The 17458-nt window shown below is 67.8% G+C and carries 21 protein-coding genes; 6 read left to right on the top strand and 15 right to left on the bottom strand.

The window, feature by feature from the left end; all coding sequences use genetic code 11:
* Positions 1-11 precede the first annotated feature (11 nt).
* From J2751_RS03115 to J2751_RS03100, 4 genes are all read right to left on the bottom strand, one after another.
* Positions 12-566 carry a cysteine hydrolase family protein gene (locus J2751_RS03115; protein ID WP_209483046.1) on the bottom strand — a complete coding sequence of 185 codons (555 nt, stop codon included), beginning with the start codon at positions 564-566 and terminating at the stop codon, positions 12-14.
* Complete coding sequence (locus J2751_RS03110) at positions 559-1419, bottom strand: YqcI/YcgG family protein (RefSeq protein WP_209483044.1); 861 nt, start codon at positions 1417-1419, stop codon at positions 559-561. Before J2751_RS03110 ends, J2751_RS03115 begins: the two co-directional genes overlap by 8 nt.
* Before the next feature lie 159 nt (positions 1420-1578).
* On the bottom strand, positions 1579-3063 hold the full coding sequence (locus tag J2751_RS03105) for a sodium:solute symporter family protein (RefSeq protein ID WP_209483042.1): 1485 nt from the start codon (positions 3061-3063) through the stop codon (positions 1579-1581).
* Positions 3064-3069: 6 nt separating this feature from the next.
* Positions 3070-3312, bottom strand: coding sequence for a hypothetical protein (locus J2751_RS03100; protein WP_209483040.1), 243 nt, complete (start codon positions 3310-3312; stop codon positions 3070-3072).
* A 183-nt stretch (positions 3313-3495) separates the two neighbouring features.
* Between J2751_RS03100 and dnaG the strand changes: the two genes are divergently transcribed.
* On the top strand, positions 3496-4905 hold the full coding sequence (dnaG, locus tag J2751_RS03095; protein ID WP_209483038.1) for a DNA primase DnaG: 1410 nt from the start codon (positions 3496-3498) through the stop codon (positions 4903-4905).
* A gap of 38 nt (positions 4906-4943) precedes the next feature.
* On the opposite strand, the gene J2751_RS03090 is transcribed toward dnaG, so the two are convergent.
* The 7 genes from J2751_RS03090 to J2751_RS03060 all read right to left on the bottom strand — a co-directional run bounded on the left by J2751_RS03090 (position 4944) and on the right by J2751_RS03060 (position 11183).
* The gene (locus J2751_RS03090; RefSeq protein WP_209483036.1) at positions 4944-5948 is read right to left on the bottom strand and encodes an A24 family peptidase; all 1005 of its coding nucleotides are present in this window, start codon (positions 5946-5948) and stop codon (positions 4944-4946) included.
* Between the two features lie 59 nt (positions 5949-6007).
* A complete protein-coding gene (locus J2751_RS03085) occupies positions 6008-6226 on the bottom strand; it encodes a hypothetical protein (protein WP_209483034.1) in 219 nt (72 codons plus the stop codon).
* A gap of 150 nt (positions 6227-6376) precedes the next feature.
* Complete coding sequence (locus tag J2751_RS03080) at positions 6377-7393, bottom strand: GNAT family N-acetyltransferase (protein ID WP_209483032.1); 1017 nt, start codon at positions 7391-7393, stop codon at positions 6377-6379.
* A gap of 3 nt (positions 7394-7396) precedes the next feature.
* Entirely contained in the window at positions 7397-8770 is a 1374-nt protein-coding gene (gene gatD / locus J2751_RS03075) for a Glu-tRNA(Gln) amidotransferase subunit GatD (RefSeq protein WP_209483030.1), read from the bottom strand.
* A 73-nt stretch (positions 8771-8843) separates the two neighbouring features.
* Positions 8844-9446, bottom strand: coding sequence for an NUDIX hydrolase (locus tag J2751_RS03070; RefSeq protein WP_209483028.1), 603 nt, complete (start codon positions 9444-9446; stop codon positions 8844-8846).
* 205 nt (positions 9447-9651) lie between these two features.
* On the bottom strand, positions 9652-10233 hold the full coding sequence (locus tag J2751_RS03065; RefSeq protein ID WP_209483026.1) for a DUF7122 family protein: 582 nt from the start codon (positions 10231-10233) through the stop codon (positions 9652-9654).
* The gene (locus J2751_RS03060; RefSeq protein WP_209483024.1) at positions 10230-11183 is read right to left on the bottom strand and encodes an RsmB/NOP family class I SAM-dependent RNA methyltransferase; all 954 of its coding nucleotides are present in this window, start codon (positions 11181-11183) and stop codon (positions 10230-10232) included. The genes J2751_RS03065 and J2751_RS03060 overlap by 4 nt, the downstream gene beginning before the upstream one ends.
* Positions 11184-11276: 93 nt before the next feature.
* Here J2751_RS03060 and J2751_RS03055 point away from each other — a divergent pair, with 93 nt between their 5' ends.
* Positions 11277-12014, top strand: coding sequence for a proteasome assembly chaperone family protein (locus J2751_RS03055; RefSeq protein ID WP_209483022.1), 738 nt, complete (start codon positions 11277-11279; stop codon positions 12012-12014).
* A 25-nt stretch (positions 12015-12039) separates the two neighbouring features.
* Here J2751_RS03055 and J2751_RS03050 read toward each other — a convergent pair whose 3' ends face one another.
* Complete coding sequence (locus tag J2751_RS03050; protein ID WP_209483020.1) at positions 12040-12621, bottom strand: transporter; 582 nt, start codon at positions 12619-12621, stop codon at positions 12040-12042.
* A gap of 246 nt (positions 12622-12867) precedes the next feature.
* Here J2751_RS03050 and J2751_RS03045 point away from each other — a divergent pair, with 246 nt between their 5' ends.
* The 3 genes from J2751_RS03045 to J2751_RS03035 all read left to right on the top strand — a co-directional run bounded on the left by J2751_RS03045 (position 12868) and on the right by J2751_RS03035 (position 14740).
* A complete protein-coding gene (locus J2751_RS03045; protein WP_209483018.1) occupies positions 12868-13242 on the top strand; it encodes a YlbF family regulator in 375 nt (124 codons plus the stop codon).
* Between the two features lie 77 nt (positions 13243-13319).
* Entirely contained in the window at positions 13320-14024 is a 705-nt protein-coding gene (locus J2751_RS03040; RefSeq protein ID WP_209483016.1) for a MinD/ParA family ATP-binding protein, read from the top strand.
* Between the two features lie 92 nt (positions 14025-14116).
* The gene (locus J2751_RS03035; protein WP_209483014.1) at positions 14117-14740 is read left to right on the top strand and encodes an RAD55 family ATPase; all 624 of its coding nucleotides are present in this window, start codon (positions 14117-14119) and stop codon (positions 14738-14740) included.
* Positions 14741-14782: 42 nt separating this feature from the next.
* Here the strand turns inward: J2751_RS03035 and J2751_RS03030 are convergent, their stop codons facing one another.
* Positions 14783-15058: a hypothetical protein gene (locus J2751_RS03030; RefSeq protein ID WP_209483012.1), complete on the bottom strand. Its 276-nt coding sequence runs from the start codon at positions 15056-15058 to the stop codon at positions 14783-14785.
* Positions 15059-15159: 101 nt separating this feature from the next.
* The gene (locus J2751_RS03025) at positions 15160-16107 is read right to left on the bottom strand and encodes an FKBP-type peptidyl-prolyl cis-trans isomerase (RefSeq protein WP_209483010.1); all 948 of its coding nucleotides are present in this window, start codon (positions 16105-16107) and stop codon (positions 15160-15162) included.
* A 202-nt stretch (positions 16108-16309) separates the two neighbouring features.
* On the opposite strand from J2751_RS03025, the gene cyaB reads away from it, so the two are divergent.
* Positions 16310-16879, top strand: a complete 570-nt coding sequence (gene cyaB, locus J2751_RS03020) for a class IV adenylate cyclase (RefSeq protein ID WP_209483008.1) — start codon at positions 16310-16312, stop codon at positions 16877-16879.
* 16 nt (positions 16880-16895) lie between these two features.
* Here the strand turns inward: cyaB and J2751_RS03015 are convergent, their stop codons facing one another.
* Complete coding sequence (locus tag J2751_RS03015) at positions 16896-17372, bottom strand: MaoC family dehydratase (protein WP_209483006.1); 477 nt, start codon at positions 17370-17372, stop codon at positions 16896-16898.
* Positions 17373-17458: the final 86 nt, after the last annotated feature.

Here is a 17458-nt window from a genome sequence, read left to right as displayed (position 1 = left end):
TACCGCGGCGACTACCTGACCCGCTCCGCGTCGACGACCGTCGCGAACTCTTCGTTTAGGTGAGCGAGGGCAACGCGGTGTGAGGTCTCGGGATCGATCGTGGTCCCGTCGTGACCCGTCCGGGCGTGGGCCGCGGTCGCGTCAGCGACGACGAACACGTCGTAGCCGCGGTTCTCCGCCATCCGGGCGGTAGTCGACACGCAGTGGTCGGTGGTGAGTCCGCAGACGACGAGCGTCTCGTGTCCGCGCTCGCGGAGCCACTCGTCGAGATCGGTGCCGAGAAACGCCCCGTTGACCGACTTCTCGAAGGTTGCCTCCCCGTCTTGCGGGGCCGTCTCCGGTTTCCACCCGAAGCCGGGTGACTCCGGGCGAAGCGGTGAGTCCGGGTCCGTCGAGGCGTGGCGCACGTGTGCGATCGGTCGGTCCGCCTCCCGCCACCGGTCGAGGAGGGCAGCGGCGGTCGCCTCCGCGTCGGGGTTGTTGCGCTCGCCCCATGCCGGATCGTCAAATCCAACCTGAAAGTCGACGAGCAGGAGGACGGCGTCGTCGGGAACGCTCTCAGTCATCGCCGAGACTCACATTCGAACGCGTGGAGCCGGGAGCATCCGCGAGTCGTCGCCATGCGCCGGGTTCGAGCAGCGCCTTCGGTGCCTTCGGATGCTCGCGGGTCGGGTTGAGCGGGCACTCGTCGGGGCTCTCGGCGTCGTCCTCACGAAACAGGTACTGTGTCCACTCGCGGTCGCCCTCGACGCCCCAGTCGCCCAAGTCGGCGTGGGGACACACGCCGTCGTACTCGGCCATCCGCGACCGGATCGTGTCGCGGGCGCGCTGGCCCGCCTCGGTGTCGGCGGTAATCCCCTCGAAGACGGCCCGCGGCTGGAACGTGATCTCTAAGCCGATCGGCGAGTACCGGCTTTTCCGGTCGTCGTAGAAGGGCGCACGGGAGGTCGGAAACAGCGGCTCGCCGCCGAAACAGAACTCCCACGTCGAGGTGTCCGGATCGGTCGGGATCGACTCGGGCCACGGTTCCGGGTCGTGAACGTGGAGGAACTCCAGCACGTGCCAGAGCCGCTCGTGGTAGTCGGACTCAGATGCCTGCTCACTGAGGGGCGCGAAAAACACGGCGAGTGGGGCGCGGTCCGCGTGATCGGGATACGTCTCCAGATACTCCAACAGGGTATCCCGGAGCCGCAACAGCGCGGCCGGATCGGTGGTCGACTCACAGGCCGCGTACAGCATCTCGCCCTCGCGTTCGACCTCGATACCGAAGTAACAGGGAAACGGCGAGCCGTCGCGCTCGCCGAGCATCGATTCGCGGAAGGTTCGGTAATGGTCCTGTAGCCACTCGGGAGCGTCGTCGAGCCGATCGTGGAGCGTTTCCTGGTCCAACAGCACGCCCTCGGTGCCGGGCTCGTTCATACCGTTACTGGGTCGTAGACCGGCTTTTGCCTTTCGACGAACCCAGCGGGACGAGAATGGCAGGCATACGGACACCCGTACACGATTTGGCGGCGGCGAGATCGTCTTATAATAACTCCGAACGTGCCGGCCTCGGTGACCGTTCAGGCGCCAACGATCTCAGTCGCCAGCAACAGCGAACCGAGAAGCGTCGCTCTCGGCGGTCGGCGCGGTCAGGTGCGAGACGCCGACCGTGAGGACCGCAGAGAGGACCATCAGCCCGAGTGCGATGTCCCAACCCCCGGCGACGGAGCGGGGAAGCGTCGGGACGAGCGGGAGCACCGACGACAACACCACCGTCAGGTACGCGACCTGTGGGACGAGCACGCCGGCGATCATCCCGTCGCGGGTGGTCCGGTCCCAGTAGAGCGCACATATCACGGGGAGCGCGAGCAGCGCGAACCCGGAGAAGGCGGTGTCGCCCACCTCGATCAGCGTGCCGGGGCGAAGGAGGCTGGCGAAAAAGGCGAGCGTCGCGAACGCCGCGACGCCGATCCGCGCGAGCCACGCCTCGCGGCGCTCGGAGGCGTCAGGGTTGATAAAGGGACGGTAGAGGTCGCGCGTGAAGTACGACGACCCGGAGAGGAGCATCGAGTCCGACGAGGACATCATCGCGGCCATCGCACCCGCGATCACGAGCGCGGCGAACCACACCGGCGTGTACTCGTTCAACACCACCGGGAGCACGTTCGCGCCCTCGGGCACGTCGATCGGCATCCCAACCGCCCACGCGCCGATCATGAACGCGGGCAGGAACAACAGGAGGACGAGGACGGGCCACAGCGTAAAGGAGCGTTTGAGCACCGCACCGCTCTTCGCGACGAAGAAGCGCTGGTTGATCTGGGGGAACATCGTCACGCCGAACGCGATGGTGATAGCACTGGAAACGATGAACGCCGGCGAGTAGAGCCCGCCGCCGAAGCTCCCGAACTCGGGACGGGCTGCGAGCATCGAGCTGGTAGCCGCCCCGAGCCCGCCCACCGCCGAGAGCACCCAGACGGCCGCGATCCAGACGATCGAGAGCATGAACAGTCCCTGGATCGTGTCGGTCCACGCGACGCCGCGCAGCCCCGCAAGCGTGACGTAGCCGATCATGAAGGCTGTGATCAGTGCTGCCCCGCCCCAGTAGGGCACCGCGCCGTTCGTGAGCCCGACGATAGCCTCTCCTGCCCCCATCTGCTGGAGCATGACGTACGGAAAGAGCCAGACGAGACTGATCCCGGCGACGAGCGCGCGAAGCCCCGCGGAGCCGAACCGGTCGCCGAGCATCTCCCCGAGCGTGAGGTAGCCGTTTCGGTTCCCGATGAGCCACTGTTTATACCCGATGACGTACCACAACACCGCGAACAGCACCCCGTCGAGCGCGCCCATCACGATCAGCCACTCGGGGCCAGCCTGGTACGCGAGGTTTGGTCCGCCGAAGAAGGTGAACGCCGAGAGCAACGTGGCGAACGTCGTGAACAGCAGCACGAGGGTTCCGATCGACCGGCTCGCGAGGTAGTAGTCCTCCGCGGTCGCCCCCGCAACGCGATAGGCCACGAGCCCGACCGCGAGCGCGACGAGCAGGTAGCCCACGACGACGCCCAGTTGGATCGCGAGACTCACGGTCGATCACCCCCCCTCGACTGCCGGCTCCCTTCCGGATCCAACCCCCATGCCTCGCTCCCACGCGCCGCTCGCGACGAACCGCGAGAACAACAGAGAACACAGCCCGAGCCACCCGACGTGCCACCAGATCCACACCGGGAGCCCGGCGACGACGTAGTCGACCCCCCACAGCGGCCACGGTACCGCGAAGGCGACGAGTATTGCGAAGACTGGCACCCAGAGGAGATCTCTCCGAGAACGGCTCATTACCAATTTAAATGAATCAACAGGGTTTAAACCCTACTATTTGATTCGATGAGACAATTCGAAGAGGATTTCTCTTCGAAAAAGACCATATCCGATCGGGAGGCCGACAGGTATTTTCCGGAACCCCGTGTATTATAAACGGAACGGCGGCCGTCGCCGGTTCACATCACTATCACCATTCACATGAACGACACAGCAAAATACCTGATCCGCGCCACCATCGCGGCCGACGGCGTCGTCGAGCGGAGCGACGTCGTCGGCGCGGTGTTCGGGCAGACGGAGGGATTACTCGGCGACGAGTTGGACCTCCGTGACCTACAGGAGTCCTCGAAAGTGGGGCGGATCGACGTCGCGATACAGTCGGAGAACGGCCAGTCGTTCGGCGAGGTGACCGTCGCCTCCAGCCTCGACAAGGTCGAGACGGCGATCCTCGCCGCAGCACTCGAAACGATAGACCGCATCGGTCCCTGTGACGCCTCCGTCGAGGTGACGAGCATCGAGGATGTCCGCGCGGCCAAACGGCGCGAGGTCGTCGAGCGCGCGAAGGAACTCGTCGCGAGCGGCTTCGACGAGACGAGTCTGGGAAGCACTGACGTGTTAGAGGAGGTCCGGGATGCCGCTCGGATAGAGGGCGTCACGGACTACGAAGGGGTCCCGGCCGGCCCGCGGGTCGGTGACTCCGACGCCGTGATCATCGTCGAGGGGCGCGCGGACGTGTCGACGCTTCTGGAGTGTGGGATCAAGAACGCGGTCGCGGTCGAGGGAACGAACGTCCCTGACGCGGTCGCGACGCTGACGGAGTCACGGACCGTCACCGCGTTTCTGGACGGCGACCGCGGCGGAGAGCTGATCTTACGCGAGCTCGCTCAGGTCGGCGACGTCGATTACGTCGCGTTCGCCCCGCCGGGAGAGTCGGTCGAGGATCTCGACCGTGGCGCGGTGTTCGAATCGCTTCGCGGGAAGGTTCCGTATGAAACGCTCGCAGACGAGCCGAACGCACGCGAGGCGGTCGGCGGCGACGACCGCCCCGGACCCGACGAGGGGAACGTGACGGTGGAGGCCGTCGCCGACGCGGCGGCGGACGAAACCGGTAGTGCGGCGATATCCGACGAACCAGGGCCGTCCGACGAACCAGGGCCGTCCGAAGAATCGACGGAAGCGGCGACTGAGCCCGCGGGCGAACGTCGAAACGCAGGGGAGCCATCGGACTTGGCGTCCGACGACGAGCCCGATGGCACCGACGCCGGATCGGCCGGAGAGGTCGCCGACACGGAGCCCGAGGACGCCGCCCCTCGGTCCATCGAGGAGCACGTACAGGAGGTCGTCGATGCCGAGAGCGGCCTCGCACGGCTTCTCGATGCCGACCTCTCCGTTCTCCGGGAGGTGGACGCGGACGACGCGTTCGACGCGATCGAGAGCGCGGACGACGCGCCACACGTCGTCGTCGTCGACGGCCGCATCGATCAGCGACTGCTCGACGTCTCCGCGCAGCGAGGCGTCACCCGACTGCTCGGTCGAGCGGTCGGTGAGTTCGTCAAACGGCCGATCGGCACGCGCGTACAGACGGTCGGCGATCTGCCCGCGGAGGCCTGAGTAGACGCATATCGAGCGTTTGTGATCGTTTCAGAACGTCACACGAGCCCGAGTACCGCGAGGAACGCGAACAGCACGTCGCCGTAGGTCAGCGAAACGACCAGTCCGGCCGCCATCGGCACGACGAACGGCATCCCGGGCGACACCATCACCGACTCACGGCTCGCGACGACCTCCAGTCCCTCCCGAAGCGTCTCGGCGTCGGTACCGTACGCTCCGCGCTCGATCTCCGCGAGGAACCGGTCGGCCGCCCACGGGTCGTCGAACGTTTCCGAGGCGGCCACGTCGCCGACGGTGCTGAGATCATCGGGTATGGGCTCGCCGCCGTCGGTTGCGGGTCCGACGTGCGTTCCGCCGTCGGTCGGCTCATACGTCTCCGTCACGCTTTCGGGGTCGCGAAGGGCGTCGGAGTCCGCGCGAAGTTCCGACAGCGTCAGTCCGCGCCATCGAAGGTACATCCGGAGCGCGTCGAGGTCGAGCCCGTTCCGGGTGGTTCCGGACGTGTCCTCGAAGAGCCGCCCGTGTCGCTTCGACAGCGACGGGGTCGTGACGGGTCGGGCGAGAAACATCGTCGCGGAGCGTTCCCCCGTCGTGAGGTTATAGAGGGCCAAACCGACCGGATAGGCGAGCCCGATCAGGACCGTGTTCGTGAGGACCGTCAGCGAGAACACGCCGAGCGCGGTCTCGACGTACGGGAGCGTGGCACCCGCGATCTCGTAGGTCGGAAACGTCGGGAACAACACGGCGATAGCGATGAGTGCCTTCGCGTCCGCGCCGCCGAACGCACCGAGATACCAGAACGCGTAGCCGAGCGGCGCGACGAGGAACAGACTGATAAGCGTTTGTACGAGGAACAGCCGGCCCTCGAACCCGGCGAACGGAGCGAACCGAACGGCTTCGACGAGCACCAACAGCACGCCGAACGCGTACAGCGGTGGCCAGAGCCAGTTCGGGAGCCGTCGCGTCCGGACGTCCCGAACCGCCGCCCAGAGGAACACGGGGACGACGAGGAGTCGGAGGACGTCCGGCAACGTCGGGAACATGAGTACACGCGGGTGGCGGGGAGAATTAGGCGTTCGGGTTCGGCTATCGTGAGCGATACTCAGCGCGCCGGCCCCTCGGCGCGGTGGAGGTACATGTACACGAGAACGGGGACGATCGTGAACACGAGCGTCGCCAGGAACCAGAGGATCGCTCGATCGCTCCCCCGAGCGCTCGCATCGCGGTAGATCCACACCGCGACGGCGACGACGATACCGTAGATCACGAGCGTGAGCGGCAGCGACCAGGGAAGCGTGATGCCCGCGACGAGCGATAGCATGTCGACACGTTCGCCCGCGGAGCGTTTCAGCACTTCGTTCCGGGGCGGTTGCGTTGCCGGTTCGGCTCCGCGGCCGTCGTGACGGCATTTCGACCCTCGGACGGCTGATGGCATTTCGACTCTCGGACGGCTGACGGACGCCGAACCGGGTCAGCGGTCCGTCAGGTCCGCCGTCATCACGAAGTCCGGTTCGGCGCTCACGTCCACCCGGCTGGCCGCCACGTCGCTGACGTGGTCGACGGTTTCGGGGATGAACGCCCGGACGTTGTCGGCGTCGCGCTCGGCGGCGTCGCGAGCGATCGCGTCCAACAGCTGCTCCGCCGTCTCGGCGTCGCGCCACGCAGTATTGCCGTATATCGCGTTTCGTTCGCCGTCGCCACCTTCGTCGTCGCCCGCGCGTTCCCACACCCGGGTGTGGAGCGCGAACGCGGCGATCCCGTCGTTCCGTATCGCTATCAGTCGATCCTCGTCGGCGGCGGTCGCCAGTCGCTCGCGGGTCAGCTGCGAGCACGACCACGACTCGCCGGGGTCGAGTCCGAGCCCGTCGAGGTGGTCGCGTGCGTCGCTCCGGCTCCAGAACGCCCAGACGGCGTCGGGATCCGGATCGTCGACGACACCCTCGGGGCGGGATGCCGGTGCCGCTGCCGGGTCGGGACGCGCGAACCGGAACTCGGTTCCGGGGTCGAACCCGACCGCCCGTGACTGCCCCAGTCCGGCGACGTTCCACGAGAACACCATGTTCCGACACACCGTCGCTCCCGCGGACCGCGCCCAGTCGAGTACCGCCTCGCTCAGTCGGCTCCCGACGCCCAGCCCGCGGGCCGCGGGGGTCACGCGGATCCCCTGTGCCCACGACTCCCACTCCGAGAGGAGTACGCCCTGTACACAGCCGACGACCGCCTCCGGCTCGCCCGAGGCCGCCGCACCCGTCCCGTCGCCGGTCACGACGGTCGGATCGCCGACCCCCTCGCTGCCGGCGATCGACTCCAGATCCGCCGGGTCGACGGTCGCCACGAACGTGCGCTGGGTCTCGTCGTCGGACGCCACCCACTCCGCGAACACACGCGGGATGTAGTCGTCGTGTCGTTCGCCCCACGTGTCTCCGGTGAAGGCGGCGACCGCCTCAGCATCCGGTTCTCGAGCCTGTCGAACGGTAACTCGTCCCATCCGTTACCTCCAAGGCTGTGACTCCTCGGTCAGCTCGCCGGCGAGGCTTCGTCGCATCGTCGCCGCCGGATCGTCGCGGTTCGCGAGCGCCCACATCAGCTTGACTTTCGCGGTCCCCGGAAGCGTATCGCCCGCCTCGACGACGCCCGCATCAAGGAGGTCACGACCCGTGTCGTACACGCGGTCACAGACGCGTCCTTCGAGACACTGGCTCGTCATGACGATGGTCGTCCCGCTCTCGACCAGCGACTCGATCCGGGGAATGAGGTCGGTGTGGACGTGGCCGAGCCCGGTACCCTCGATGACGACGCCGGACTTCCCGTCGAGGTAGTCCCACGCCGTGGGATCCATCCCCGGCGTGAACTTGACGAGCTCGACGTCGCCGGCGAGATCCGGCGTCACCGTCGGCTCGTCGTCCCCGCGCGGTGCCGGATCGCGGTTCCAGTCGATCGCGTCAGTGGCGACTGCGCCGTCGGCACCCGACTCGGCCGCGGTCTCGTAGTCGACCACGCCGAGCGGCCTCGCGCCGACCGTCTCGAAGGCGTCCCGGCGAGAGGTGTGATTCTTCCGGACGCGCGTCCCCCGGTGGAGCGCGCAGTCGTCGTCGGAGGGTCCGGCGTGCATACAGACGAGGGTCTCCCCGTGGTCGGCCTTGGCGGCCTCGACGGCACAGACGGCGTTCATGACGTTGTCCGAGGAGGGACGATCCGCCGACCGCTGGCTTCCCGTGAACACGACCGGAACCGACGCGTCGAGGACGAACGAGAGCGCCGAGGCGGAGTACTGCATGGTGTCCGTGCCGTGCATCACGACGACGCCGTCCGCGCCCGCCTCGATCTCCTCGCGGACCGCCGCCGCGAGTTCTGTCCAGATATCCGGGTCCATGTTCTCCGAGAGGATGTTGGCGACGACCCGTCCGCGGTAGTTCGCGCGCCCCGCGAGGTCGGGGACCGCACGCAACACGTCCTCCGCGTCGAACCGGGCCGTGACCGCTCCCGTCCGATAGTCCACCGTCGAGGCGATCGTGCCCCCCGTCGAGATGAGGGAGATCGTGGGGAGGTCGTCGTCGAAGGTGACCTCGCTCGCCGTCCCCTCGTCTCCCGATCCGTCCGCCCTCCCGTCTTCCGATCCGTCCGCCCTCCCGTCTTCCGATCCGTCCGCCCCCTCGTCGTCGCTGTCTCCGCCGTCGCCTCCCCCACCGTCGACGTCGCGGACGCCCGACTCCAGCACCTCGACGTCGGCGTCGTCGCGATCGATCCCTACGTTGTATCCGCCGTCGAGCTTGACGACGAGGTGGTCGGGCGTCGTCGACGGCAGCAGGACCCCCTCGTTCGTGACGTCCCCGCGGTCGACGCGGACGCGATCTCCCGGTTGCATACCAGCCGATTCCGGTCCGGCGGACTTGAATCCAACCGTTCGCGGTTGACGGGCGGTGCGCTCGTCGGCGCGCTCAGATCGGCAGCTCCGCGTCGACGCCGACGACGCGGTCGACCTCCTCGGGGGCCCGCCAGTCGGTCGTCCGTTCGAGCAGTTGAACGACCATCCGACCGGTCACGCCCCAGACGGTGTAGCCGTCGACGTGGAAGTAGTGGACGCGGTGGTCGCCGTACTCCGGGTGTCCAAGCCGGCGCTCGGACTCGTAGTTCGCCGGATCGGTGAGGTCGTCGACCGCGAGGACCACGACCTCGGCGACCTCGGACTCGTCGGGGACGTACTCGCGGTCGGGCGCGACGCCGACGAAGGGCCGGACCCTGTAGCGGGAGCTGCTTCGCGTGTCGTCGAGGCGGCCGACGACGTCGACCTCGTCGGGCCGCATCCCGACCTCCTCGTTCGCTTCCCGGAGCGCGGTATCGGTGAGAGTCCGGTCGAACGGCTCCCGACCGCCTCCCGGGAAGCTCATCTGTCCGGGATGCTCGCCGAGGTGGGCGGCGCGCTTCGTCACGAGGAGGTGGGCGTCACCCCCGCGCTCGATGACGGGCGCTAACACGGCCGCCTCGCGACGAGCGCCGGTCACCGTCCCCGGTGTGTGGAGACGCAGCCCCGACAGGTCCATGGCCGAGAGAAGACGGGGGAGGCGGTTAATCTTTCTCCGCGTTCCAGCGACGCGGGAGGAAGGCATCGCCGAGGCACACGTCACACCCGCTCGGACGAGCATCGCCCGTTGAAGAGTGGATGCCGCGATCGCTGAAAAGCGACGGTCAGTGGCACGAGCAGGTCGGTTCGTTCCACGGGTTTCGACGTGACTCCTCCTCGACGCCTCACTCGACGGCCGGTAGGTCCGCCCGACTTCCCTTCGGAACGACCGAGCGCAACTCGTCGTAGAGGTACAGCCCGACCCCGATGGGAGCGGTTCCGCCCGCGATCCGGTGGCTGGCGATCAGGTACCCCCAGTCGCCGTCCCACTCCGGGAGCTCCTGGTCCTCGCCGGCAACGAACCGGGCGGCCGCCTCGGAGTCGAGTTCGACGACGTTCCGCGTCGCGTGCTCGCCGAACCGCTGGACCGCGCGCGTCGTCGGTTTCCAGTGCTCCTGGCGCGTCCGGAGAAACGTCATTCCGATCGCCTCGACACGGCTCGGATCGTCGGCCTCACCGTTGAACACCCACACTTTCCCCGCTCCCTTCTCCCAGAAGGTGTACTCGCCGAGCACGTCGCGACCGATCCCGAACCGATCTGCCCACCAGTCGAGGACCTCCTCGCGACTCGCCCGGCCGGCAACCTCGCGATCCTCGGCCGTCTCGGGGAGGCGATCGAACCGCTGACCGTCGTTTGTCGGGGCATCGGTGGTCGGGACATCGTTTGTCGGGGCGTCATCGTCGTCCGGTTCCGAGGCGTCCCTCATGCGCCCACCTCCGCGTCGTCGCTCGCGGCGTCGTCGCGTCCCGGCCCACCAACGCGCAGCTTCGCACAGAAGAACCCGCCCGTGTCGTTGTGGTGGGGGTACACCCGGTGTGCGCGGGTCACGCTGTCGTCGTACGTCTCCCCGTCCCACGCCGTGACGCCGGGGGCGGTTTTCAGGGGGAGGTCGAACGGGACGAGCTCGCAGTCCTCCTCGCGGAGGACGTGATCGAGGACCGCCTCGTTCTCCTCGGGCGCGAACGTACAGGTGGAGTAGACGACCGTCCCACCGGGCCGGGTGGCCTGAACGGCACGCGCGAGGATCCCCTTCTGGATCCCGGCGACGCCGTGTACGTGGTCGAGCGTCCACTGGTCGAGCACGTCCGGGTTCTTCCGGCAGGTACCCTCACACGAGCAGGGCGCGTCCACCAACGCGCGGTCGAACTCGTCGAACGCGAGGGGTTTCGTCGAGAAGTTCCGCGCGTCCTGGTTCGTGACGATGACGTTCGTCACACCCAGTCGTTCCGCGTTGTGTCGGAGTGCGGAGAGCCGACCGAGGTTGTTGTCGTTAGCGACGAGCGTCCCGGTGTCGTCCATCGCGTTGGCGATCTGGGTCGTCTTGCTTCCGGGTGCCGCACAGGCGTCCCAGACGCGATCCCCCGGCTGCGCGTCGAGCGCCAGCCCCGGGAGCACCGACACCTCCTCCTGTCCGTGCGTCCACCCGTGTGCGTGCGGCCAGTTGCCGCCGGGGTTGCCGTCGGGGAGTCGAAAGAGGCCGTCGTGCCAGTCGACGGTCTCGTAGGCGACGCCGGCCGCCTCGAACGCGTCGCGGACGCGGGCCGGCGATGCGGCGAGCGTGTTCGTACGGACGACGGAGGGAAGCGGTCGGTCGCAGGCCGCCCGGAACGCCTCCACGTCGTCGACGAGCGGTTGGTACCGCTCGAGCGGATTCATGTCCTCCCGTTTCACCCGCCCCGGTTAGACGGTTTCGAACGAGCGCCCCGGATCCGCCGGAGGCTTAATGCGCCTCCTGTCGTACGCGCCGGTATGGCCCGTATCTCCGTCGTCGATGAGTCGATCGCGCTGGATAGTCCCGTGCTCGTCGAGGGGTTCCCGGGGGCCGGACTGGTGGGGAAGATCGCCGCGGACCACCTCGTCGACGTTCACGACATGCGCCACTACGCGAACGTTCACTGCGAGGGGCTTCCCGAGGTCGCCGTGTACCGGGAGTCGGAACGGGCGCTCACCACGCCCGTCAGGCTGTACGCCGCGCCCGAGTCCGGACTCGTGGTTCTCCAGAGCGACGTTCCGGTGAACCCGGCGGCGGCCACCACGTTCGCCGACTGTCTCGCCGGCTGGTTCGACGAGACCGAGACGTTTCCGGTGTTCCTCTCCGGCCGGCCGAGCGAGCGGGACGCCGAACCACCCGGACTCTACGCCGTCACCGCCGGCGACGGAGGCGACCGACTCGCCGGCGATGTCGACGACCCGCCCGAGTCGGGACTCGTCTCCGGACCGACCGGTGCCATGCTCGCTGACGCGCTCGAACGCGGGCGCGACGCGATCGGACTGATCGTGGAGTCGGATCCACAGTTCCCCGATCCGGAGGCTTCACGAACGCTCATCGTCGACGGGATCGATCCGATCGCCGGGACGGAGACGCCGACCGACGGGCTCGTCGATCAGGCGAGCGAGATCCGCGACGCGAAACAGCAGTTCGCCGAGCGGATGCGGCAGGCAACGGAAGAAAGCAGTCAGGCGGAGCCGCTGAAGATGTACCAGTAGCCGACGCGAACGTGGCCGGCCGTCCCTACTCGTTTCCGAGAAACGTCGAGGCGACGCCCCCGACCGCCCCGAGTGCGGCGGGATAGACGACCCCCGCGAGCAGGACCGCCGTCACGAGGTCCGGCGCGATCGTTCCCTCGCCGACCGAGTAGCCGAAGAGGACCGCACCGGCGATCGCGAGCGGTAGGTATCCGACGACGACGAGCGCGCCGGCCTGTGCGCCGTCCGCGGGATCCTCGGCGTTCCCGAGTCGACCGGCCGCGAGGCCGGCGACGAGAAGCAACACGACCGGAACGACATACAGCGCCGTGAGCGTCCCGTCGTCCCCGGCCGCGATGAAGTTCTCGGAGCGGACGCCGCCGACCAACGACGGGAGCTCGGTGGCGACGAAGTGGGCGTTGTAGAACAGCCAGCCCACCGCCTGCCAAGCGGGGATGGGGTCGCTTCCGAAGAGGTCGGCGATGAAGTTGAACCCCTCGAGCTGCTCGTCGACGCCGCCACGCTGTGTGACGTAAACGAGGAGATATCCGAGGAGGTAGGAAGCGACACCGCCGGCAGCACCGATGGCGAGGCGACTCGTCGTGTCCGAGCGGGTCGAGAGGGACATGTCACCCACGTCTTTCCGGGCGTCATAAGTACCTACCGGCTCGAGAAGGCGGTTCATGGCGGACGCCCGGGCCGTCGTCGCGGACGATCAGCCGTCTCCGAGAGCCGCGTCCGCGGGATCAGCGATCGAACCGTCGATCCCGTCGATCCCGACGCGGTCACACAGATCGTGAACTCACGCATACGATCGATCTCAGCACGTCTCCCCCTCCGGCAGGTTGAAACCGATCGCCCCGTTAGGTCGGGTATGAGCGTCGAACAAGCCCCCATCGAGGAGCTGGGTCGAGAGCTCGGCGAGCAGATCGCCCGAACACCCGAGTACGACCGCTTCGAGGAGGCACGCGAGGCGGTTCAGCGCGACGAGGAGGTTCAAGAGCAGATCGACCGATTCGAACGCATCCGCGAGGAGTTCATGCAGGCCCGGCGGACCGGCGACGCGAGCCAGTCGGACCTCCAGCGCGTCCAGCGCACTCAAGAGGAACTCCACTCGATGCCGGTGATGCGCGAGTTCCTCGACGCACAGGACGAGCTGTCGGAGCGGCTCGAAGCCGTGAACCAAGCGATATCGGACCCGCTCGCGGTCGACTTCGGCGGCGAGGCGGGCGGCTGCTGTCAGGACTGACCGCCGTCGAGACTGCCCGATCGGACGACGGCGACCCCGTCCGTTCCTTTTTATACGATACCGACGCACTCCGCTCCGTGATAGCCCTCGCCGGCGGAAAGGGTGGCAGCGGGAAGACGACCACGACGGTCGGGTTGGCGCGTGCGCTCTCCCGTCGCGGCGCGCCGGTCGTCGCCGTCGACGCCGACTGGGATCTCCCGAACCTCGCGGAACTCGCCGCCGAGACGGGACGTCCGGCAGCGACCGCCAGACGCGCCGGTGCGGAAACGCGGCCGTCGATGCCCGGACTTGCGGTCGACGAAGTCGCTCGCGGGTCGGCCGCGATCCCCGAGGACCGGACCGAACCCGCCGTGCTCTCGGCCCCTGATCGGCCACGGGAGGTCGACGCGGCGGCCGTGTTCGAGCGCCTCGAAGACGTTCTTCCGGAGGACGCCCCCGTTCTCCTCGACTGTCCGGCAGGTGCCTCGCCCGACGCGGCCGCACCCCTTCGCGCGGCCGATCGCTGTGTTCTGGTGACGCCGCTTCGTCGCCCCGCGATCCGCGACGCGGCCAAGACGGCCGCTCTCGCCCGACGGCTCGACTGTCCACCGCTCGGGACGATCGTCACCCGTGCCCGGTCGACTCCCGACGCGCTCCCGGATCTCCTCGACTGTCCGGTGCTCGCGCGAACGCCGGCGGCGGCACCGGAGCCCCTGTCCGACGGAACGGTACGGTCGGCGTACGACGCGGCCGCCGATCGGCTCGTGGAGACGTACGGGGGCGATCGATGGCGGGTCGCGTGACTCGACGGCGACCGATCGATGCCGGGCGTCGCCGCGGCGAGGAGAGTGACGCCACCGACAGAGCCAAACCTTCGGGGCGGACAACGACGCATATGGAGCGGCTGGCAACCGGGATCCCGGTGCTCGACAGGGAGCTTGACGGGGGTCTGCCGGCCGGAAGTCTCGTCGTGTTGAAGGCCGATCCCTCGAGTCAGTCTGAGCTGTTCTTGAACACGTTCACTCACGTTCGCGAGACGCTCTATCTCACAACCGTCCGAACCGCGGACGCCGTGGGGGACGCCCTCTCGGCGTCCGCGGTCCCGACGGGCGACCCGAGAGTCGAGGCGCTCGACGGAGGAGAGCCCCTCGATGACGCGCTCGATCGTGTCTCGACGCTGCCGGATGAAGGGACCCTCATCGTCGACTCAGCGGAACCGCTGGAGGACGCCGAAACCGGTCGATACCGGTCGTTTCTCGGCGACCTCCGTGGAACGGTCGACGATGCTGGCGCGATCGGCGTACTACACGCCCTTGACACCGGAACCCGCTCGCGAAACCGAGTCGTCTCCGAGCAGGTGGCCGATGTCGTCTTCGACCTTCGAACCACGGTCTCGGCGACCGAGATCGTGAACCGGCTCGCCGTCACCAAGTTCCGCGGCGGTGCCGCACTGGAGGAGCCGGTCAAGCTGAAGCTCACTGACACCGTCTCGGTCGACACGAGCCGGGACATCGCCTAGTGTTCCGGCCGAGCACCGAACACGTGCGTCGGAGCAACGGGATCACACGCCAATGACGACCCGGCCCGCCTCGATCGCGAGCACTATGAAGCCGGCGAGCACCGCCGCGACCGCCCAGTTCCGTGACGTGTCCATCCCTCCGTACGGTCCGCCCTTCCGAGAGAAGAGGTACGCGAGGTAGACGCCGAGCGGCACCAGCGTCGGAGCCGTTCCGATGGTCACTGCTCCGATGACGCTCGATACGACGGCGAGGACGATCGTCGATCCCCCGGCGCTCGCGGCGACGAGGAGGTCCCCGCGTGCCCGTTCGATCCCCATGCTCACGAGTGGAGACGGGGAGATTCAAAAGGTGTCGATCCGTTCGTCTCCCTCTCCAGGCATGGAGGGGGAAATCGCCCGGTTGGAAGCGACGAACCCGGTTATGCTTCGTCGATCTCGTCCGCGATCTCGTCGGCGTCGATGTCGACGTCTTCGAGCGCGTCCTCGATGTCGCCCGCGCCGGCACCGCCCATGCCGCCCATCATGCCGCCGAGACCGCCCATACCGCCACCCTCGATGACCTCCTCGACGACCACGCGGTCGAGATCGAGGCGGCTCATGAGGTCCTGCGCGATCTGCTGTTTCTGGAACATCCACTGCTGGTTCATCTGCATCGCCTGCGTTGCCGTCACGTAGAGGACGTCCTTCTCGACCTCCTCGGTCTCGACAACTTCTTCACCCTCGTCGTCCTCGGTGACGGTCTCCTCCTCCTCGACGACCGTCTCGATTCGGACCTCGGGAGCCTCCTGAAGGTGCATCCCGAGCATGCCGGCGGCCTTCTCCTCACGATCCTCGATGATCTCGAGCACCTCGTACTCGTATTCGAGGTCCTCGCCGGCCAGCGGGTGGTTGAAGTCGACGCGGGCACGGCCGCCGATGATCGTTTCGAGGTGGCCCTGACGGTTGTCGATCTGGACCTGTGCGCCGGGGTAGCGGCTGTCCTCGGGGATCTTGTCGGCCTTGACGGTCTCGACCTCGTCGGGGTCGTACGCGCCGAACGCGTCGTCGGCGGGGACGTCGACGACATCCTCGTCGCCGACGGACGCTCCGATGAGCGCCTCCTCGACGCTCGGGAACACGTGGCCGGCACCGAGCGCGATGATCCGGGGCTCGAACTCGTACTCGTCGGTGTCGATCTCGGCCTCCTCAGCGGTCGCCTCGTCCGTGGTGTCGATGACGTTGCCGTCGTCGGCCGTTCGGATCGTGTACGCGAGTCGGACGAAGTCGCCGTCGTCGAGTCCGTTCGCGTCGGACTCGGTCTCCTCGTCCGGCTCTGCGTCGGACTCCTCGGCGCTCTCGGCCGCCTCAGCCTGCTCCTGATCGCTCATAGCGGAACAACACCCGTTACACTCTTAAGGCGCACGGTTCGGGCCGAACGGCGGCCGAGAGACCCGGCCGATGGGTCCGCTCCTCGCCCGTGCTACGCCGCTGCTGCGCTCGGGTCGACCGCTGCCGGAGTCGTCCGATCGATCTCGGCTCCGGTCCGACCGCTGCCGTCGCCCTTTTGAGTACTCCCGCCGACCCGCGAGTATGTACGAGGTGGAGATCAAGGTCCCGGCCGCCCACGACGCCGTTCGGGCACGGCTTACAAACGGTGACGCCCGGCCCGGCGAGACGCGCTGGCAACGGGATGTCTACTACGACGCCCCACACCGCGAGTTCGCGGAGACGGACGAGGCGCTCCGGATCCGGCATGAAACGACTCGAAACGGGGGCGAGGCGAGCGGGGACGAAGAGACGGAATCGACGCGGATCACGTATAAAGGGCCGCTCCTCGACGAGGGATCGAAGACCCGCTCGGAACACGAGACGGGAGTGGACGACGCCGACGAGGCCGCCGGAATACTCGACGGGCTCGGGTTCGAGCCGACGGCGACCGTCGAGAAACGCCGCGAGTACTGGTCGTTTGAAGGGTTCACGGTCAGTCTCGACGCCGTTGACGGCCTCGGGGAGTTCGTCGAGATCGAACGCGAAGTCGAGACGGAGGACGCGATCGCTCCGGCCCGCGATAGCGCGGTCGACGCCCTCGAACGGCTCGGTCTCGACGCCGCCGATCAGATCCGAACGTCGTATCTCGGGCTGTTGCTCGCGGACGAGTAGACCATTTAAAAGACGCTCACTCTCCGTCGGTCGTCTCGGACCGTTTCAGGGAGAGCACCGTTCGCTCGAACGAACAGACCAGGACGTCCTCGGCGTCGTCGACGGTCTTGAACGCCTCCACGCGCAGTGTGACGATCCCGCGCTCGCCGTCGCTCGTCTCCCGCTTGTCGAGCACCGTCGACCGCGCGCGGATCGTGTCGCCGTGGAAGACGGGGTTCGGGTGTTCGACGGCGTCGTACCCGAGATTGGCGACGACAGTGCCGTCGGTCGTTTCCGGGATCGACACGCCGACCGCCAGCGACATGGTATATAAGCCGTTCACGAGCCGGTCGCCGAACTGCGTGTCGGCGGCGAAGTCGGCGTCGAGGTGGAGCGGCTGCTGGTTCATCGTCATATCACAGAACCGCTGATTGTCGGACTCGCTTATTGTCCGCCGCTTCGCGTGGTCGATCGTCTCGCCCACCGTGAACTCCTCGTAGTAGCGTCCGGTCATGTCGGGAGCCTCCACGGGCACCCACATATGGCTGGCGCTCGCAGTCGATCACCGCCCGCTCGTCGCCGACCGTCCGCTCGTCGCCG

This window comes from Halorubrum alkaliphilum (assembly GCF_017873815.1).
GTDB lineage: Archaea > Halobacteriota > Halobacteria > Halobacteriales > Haloferacaceae > Halorubrum > Halorubrum alkaliphilum.
Note: the sequence above shows the minus strand (reverse complement) of the source record. Positions and strands in the feature narration are given on the sequence as shown.

Coding starts and splice junctions, on each gene's coding strand:
- J2751_RS03115 (WP_209483046.1), bottom strand. CDS start 566: ATGACTGAGAGCGTTCCCGACGACGCCGTCCTCCTGCTCGTCGACTTT.
- J2751_RS03110 (WP_209483044.1), bottom strand. CDS start 1,419: ATGAACGAGCCCGGCACCGAGGGCGTGCTGTTGGACCAGGAAACGCTC.
- J2751_RS03100 (WP_209483040.1), bottom strand. CDS start 3,312: ATGAGCCGTTCTCGGAGAGATCTCCTCTGGGTGCCAGTCTTCGCAATA.
- dnaG (WP_209483038.1), top strand. CDS start 3,496: ATGAACGACACAGCAAAATACCTGATCCGCGCCACCATCGCGGCCGAC.
- J2751_RS03090 (WP_209483036.1), bottom strand. CDS start 5,948: ATGTTCCCGACGTTGCCGGACGTCCTCCGACTCCTCGTCGTCCCCGTG.
- J2751_RS03085 (WP_209483034.1), bottom strand. CDS start 6,226: ATGCTATCGCTCGTCGCGGGCATCACGCTTCCCTGGTCGCTGCCGCTC.
- J2751_RS03080 (WP_209483032.1), bottom strand. CDS start 7,393: ATGGGACGAGTTACCGTTCGACAGGCTCGAGAACCGGATGCTGAGGCG.
- gatD (WP_209483030.1), bottom strand. CDS start 8,770: ATGCAACCGGGAGATCGCGTCCGCGTCGACCGCGGGGACGTCACGAAC.
- J2751_RS03070 (WP_209483028.1), bottom strand. CDS start 9,446: ATGGACCTGTCGGGGCTGCGTCTCCACACACCGGGGACGGTGACCGGC.
- J2751_RS03065 (WP_209483026.1), bottom strand. CDS start 10,233: ATGAGGGACGCCTCGGAACCGGACGACGATGACGCCCCGACAAACGAT.
- J2751_RS03060 (WP_209483024.1), bottom strand. CDS start 11,183: ATGAATCCGCTCGAGCGGTACCAACCGCTCGTCGACGACGTGGAGGCG.
- J2751_RS03055 (WP_209483022.1), top strand. CDS start 11,277: ATGGCCCGTATCTCCGTCGTCGATGAGTCGATCGCGCTGGATAGTCCC.
- J2751_RS03050 (WP_209483020.1), bottom strand. CDS start 12,621: ATGTCCCTCTCGACCCGCTCGGACACGACGAGTCGCCTCGCCATCGGT.
- J2751_RS03045 (WP_209483018.1), top strand. CDS start 12,868: ATGAGCGTCGAACAAGCCCCCATCGAGGAGCTGGGTCGAGAGCTCGGC.
- J2751_RS03035 (WP_209483014.1), top strand. CDS start 14,117: ATGGAGCGGCTGGCAACCGGGATCCCGGTGCTCGACAGGGAGCTTGAC.
- J2751_RS03030 (WP_209483012.1), bottom strand. CDS start 15,058: ATGGGGATCGAACGGGCACGCGGGGACCTCCTCGTCGCCGCGAGCGCC.
- J2751_RS03025 (WP_209483010.1), bottom strand. CDS start 16,107: ATGAGCGATCAGGAGCAGGCTGAGGCGGCCGAGAGCGCCGAGGAGTCC.
- cyaB (WP_209483008.1), top strand. CDS start 16,310: ATGTACGAGGTGGAGATCAAGGTCCCGGCCGCCCACGACGCCGTTCGG.
- J2751_RS03015 (WP_209483006.1), bottom strand. CDS start 17,372: ATGACCGGACGCTACTACGAGGAGTTCACGGTGGGCGAGACGATCGAC.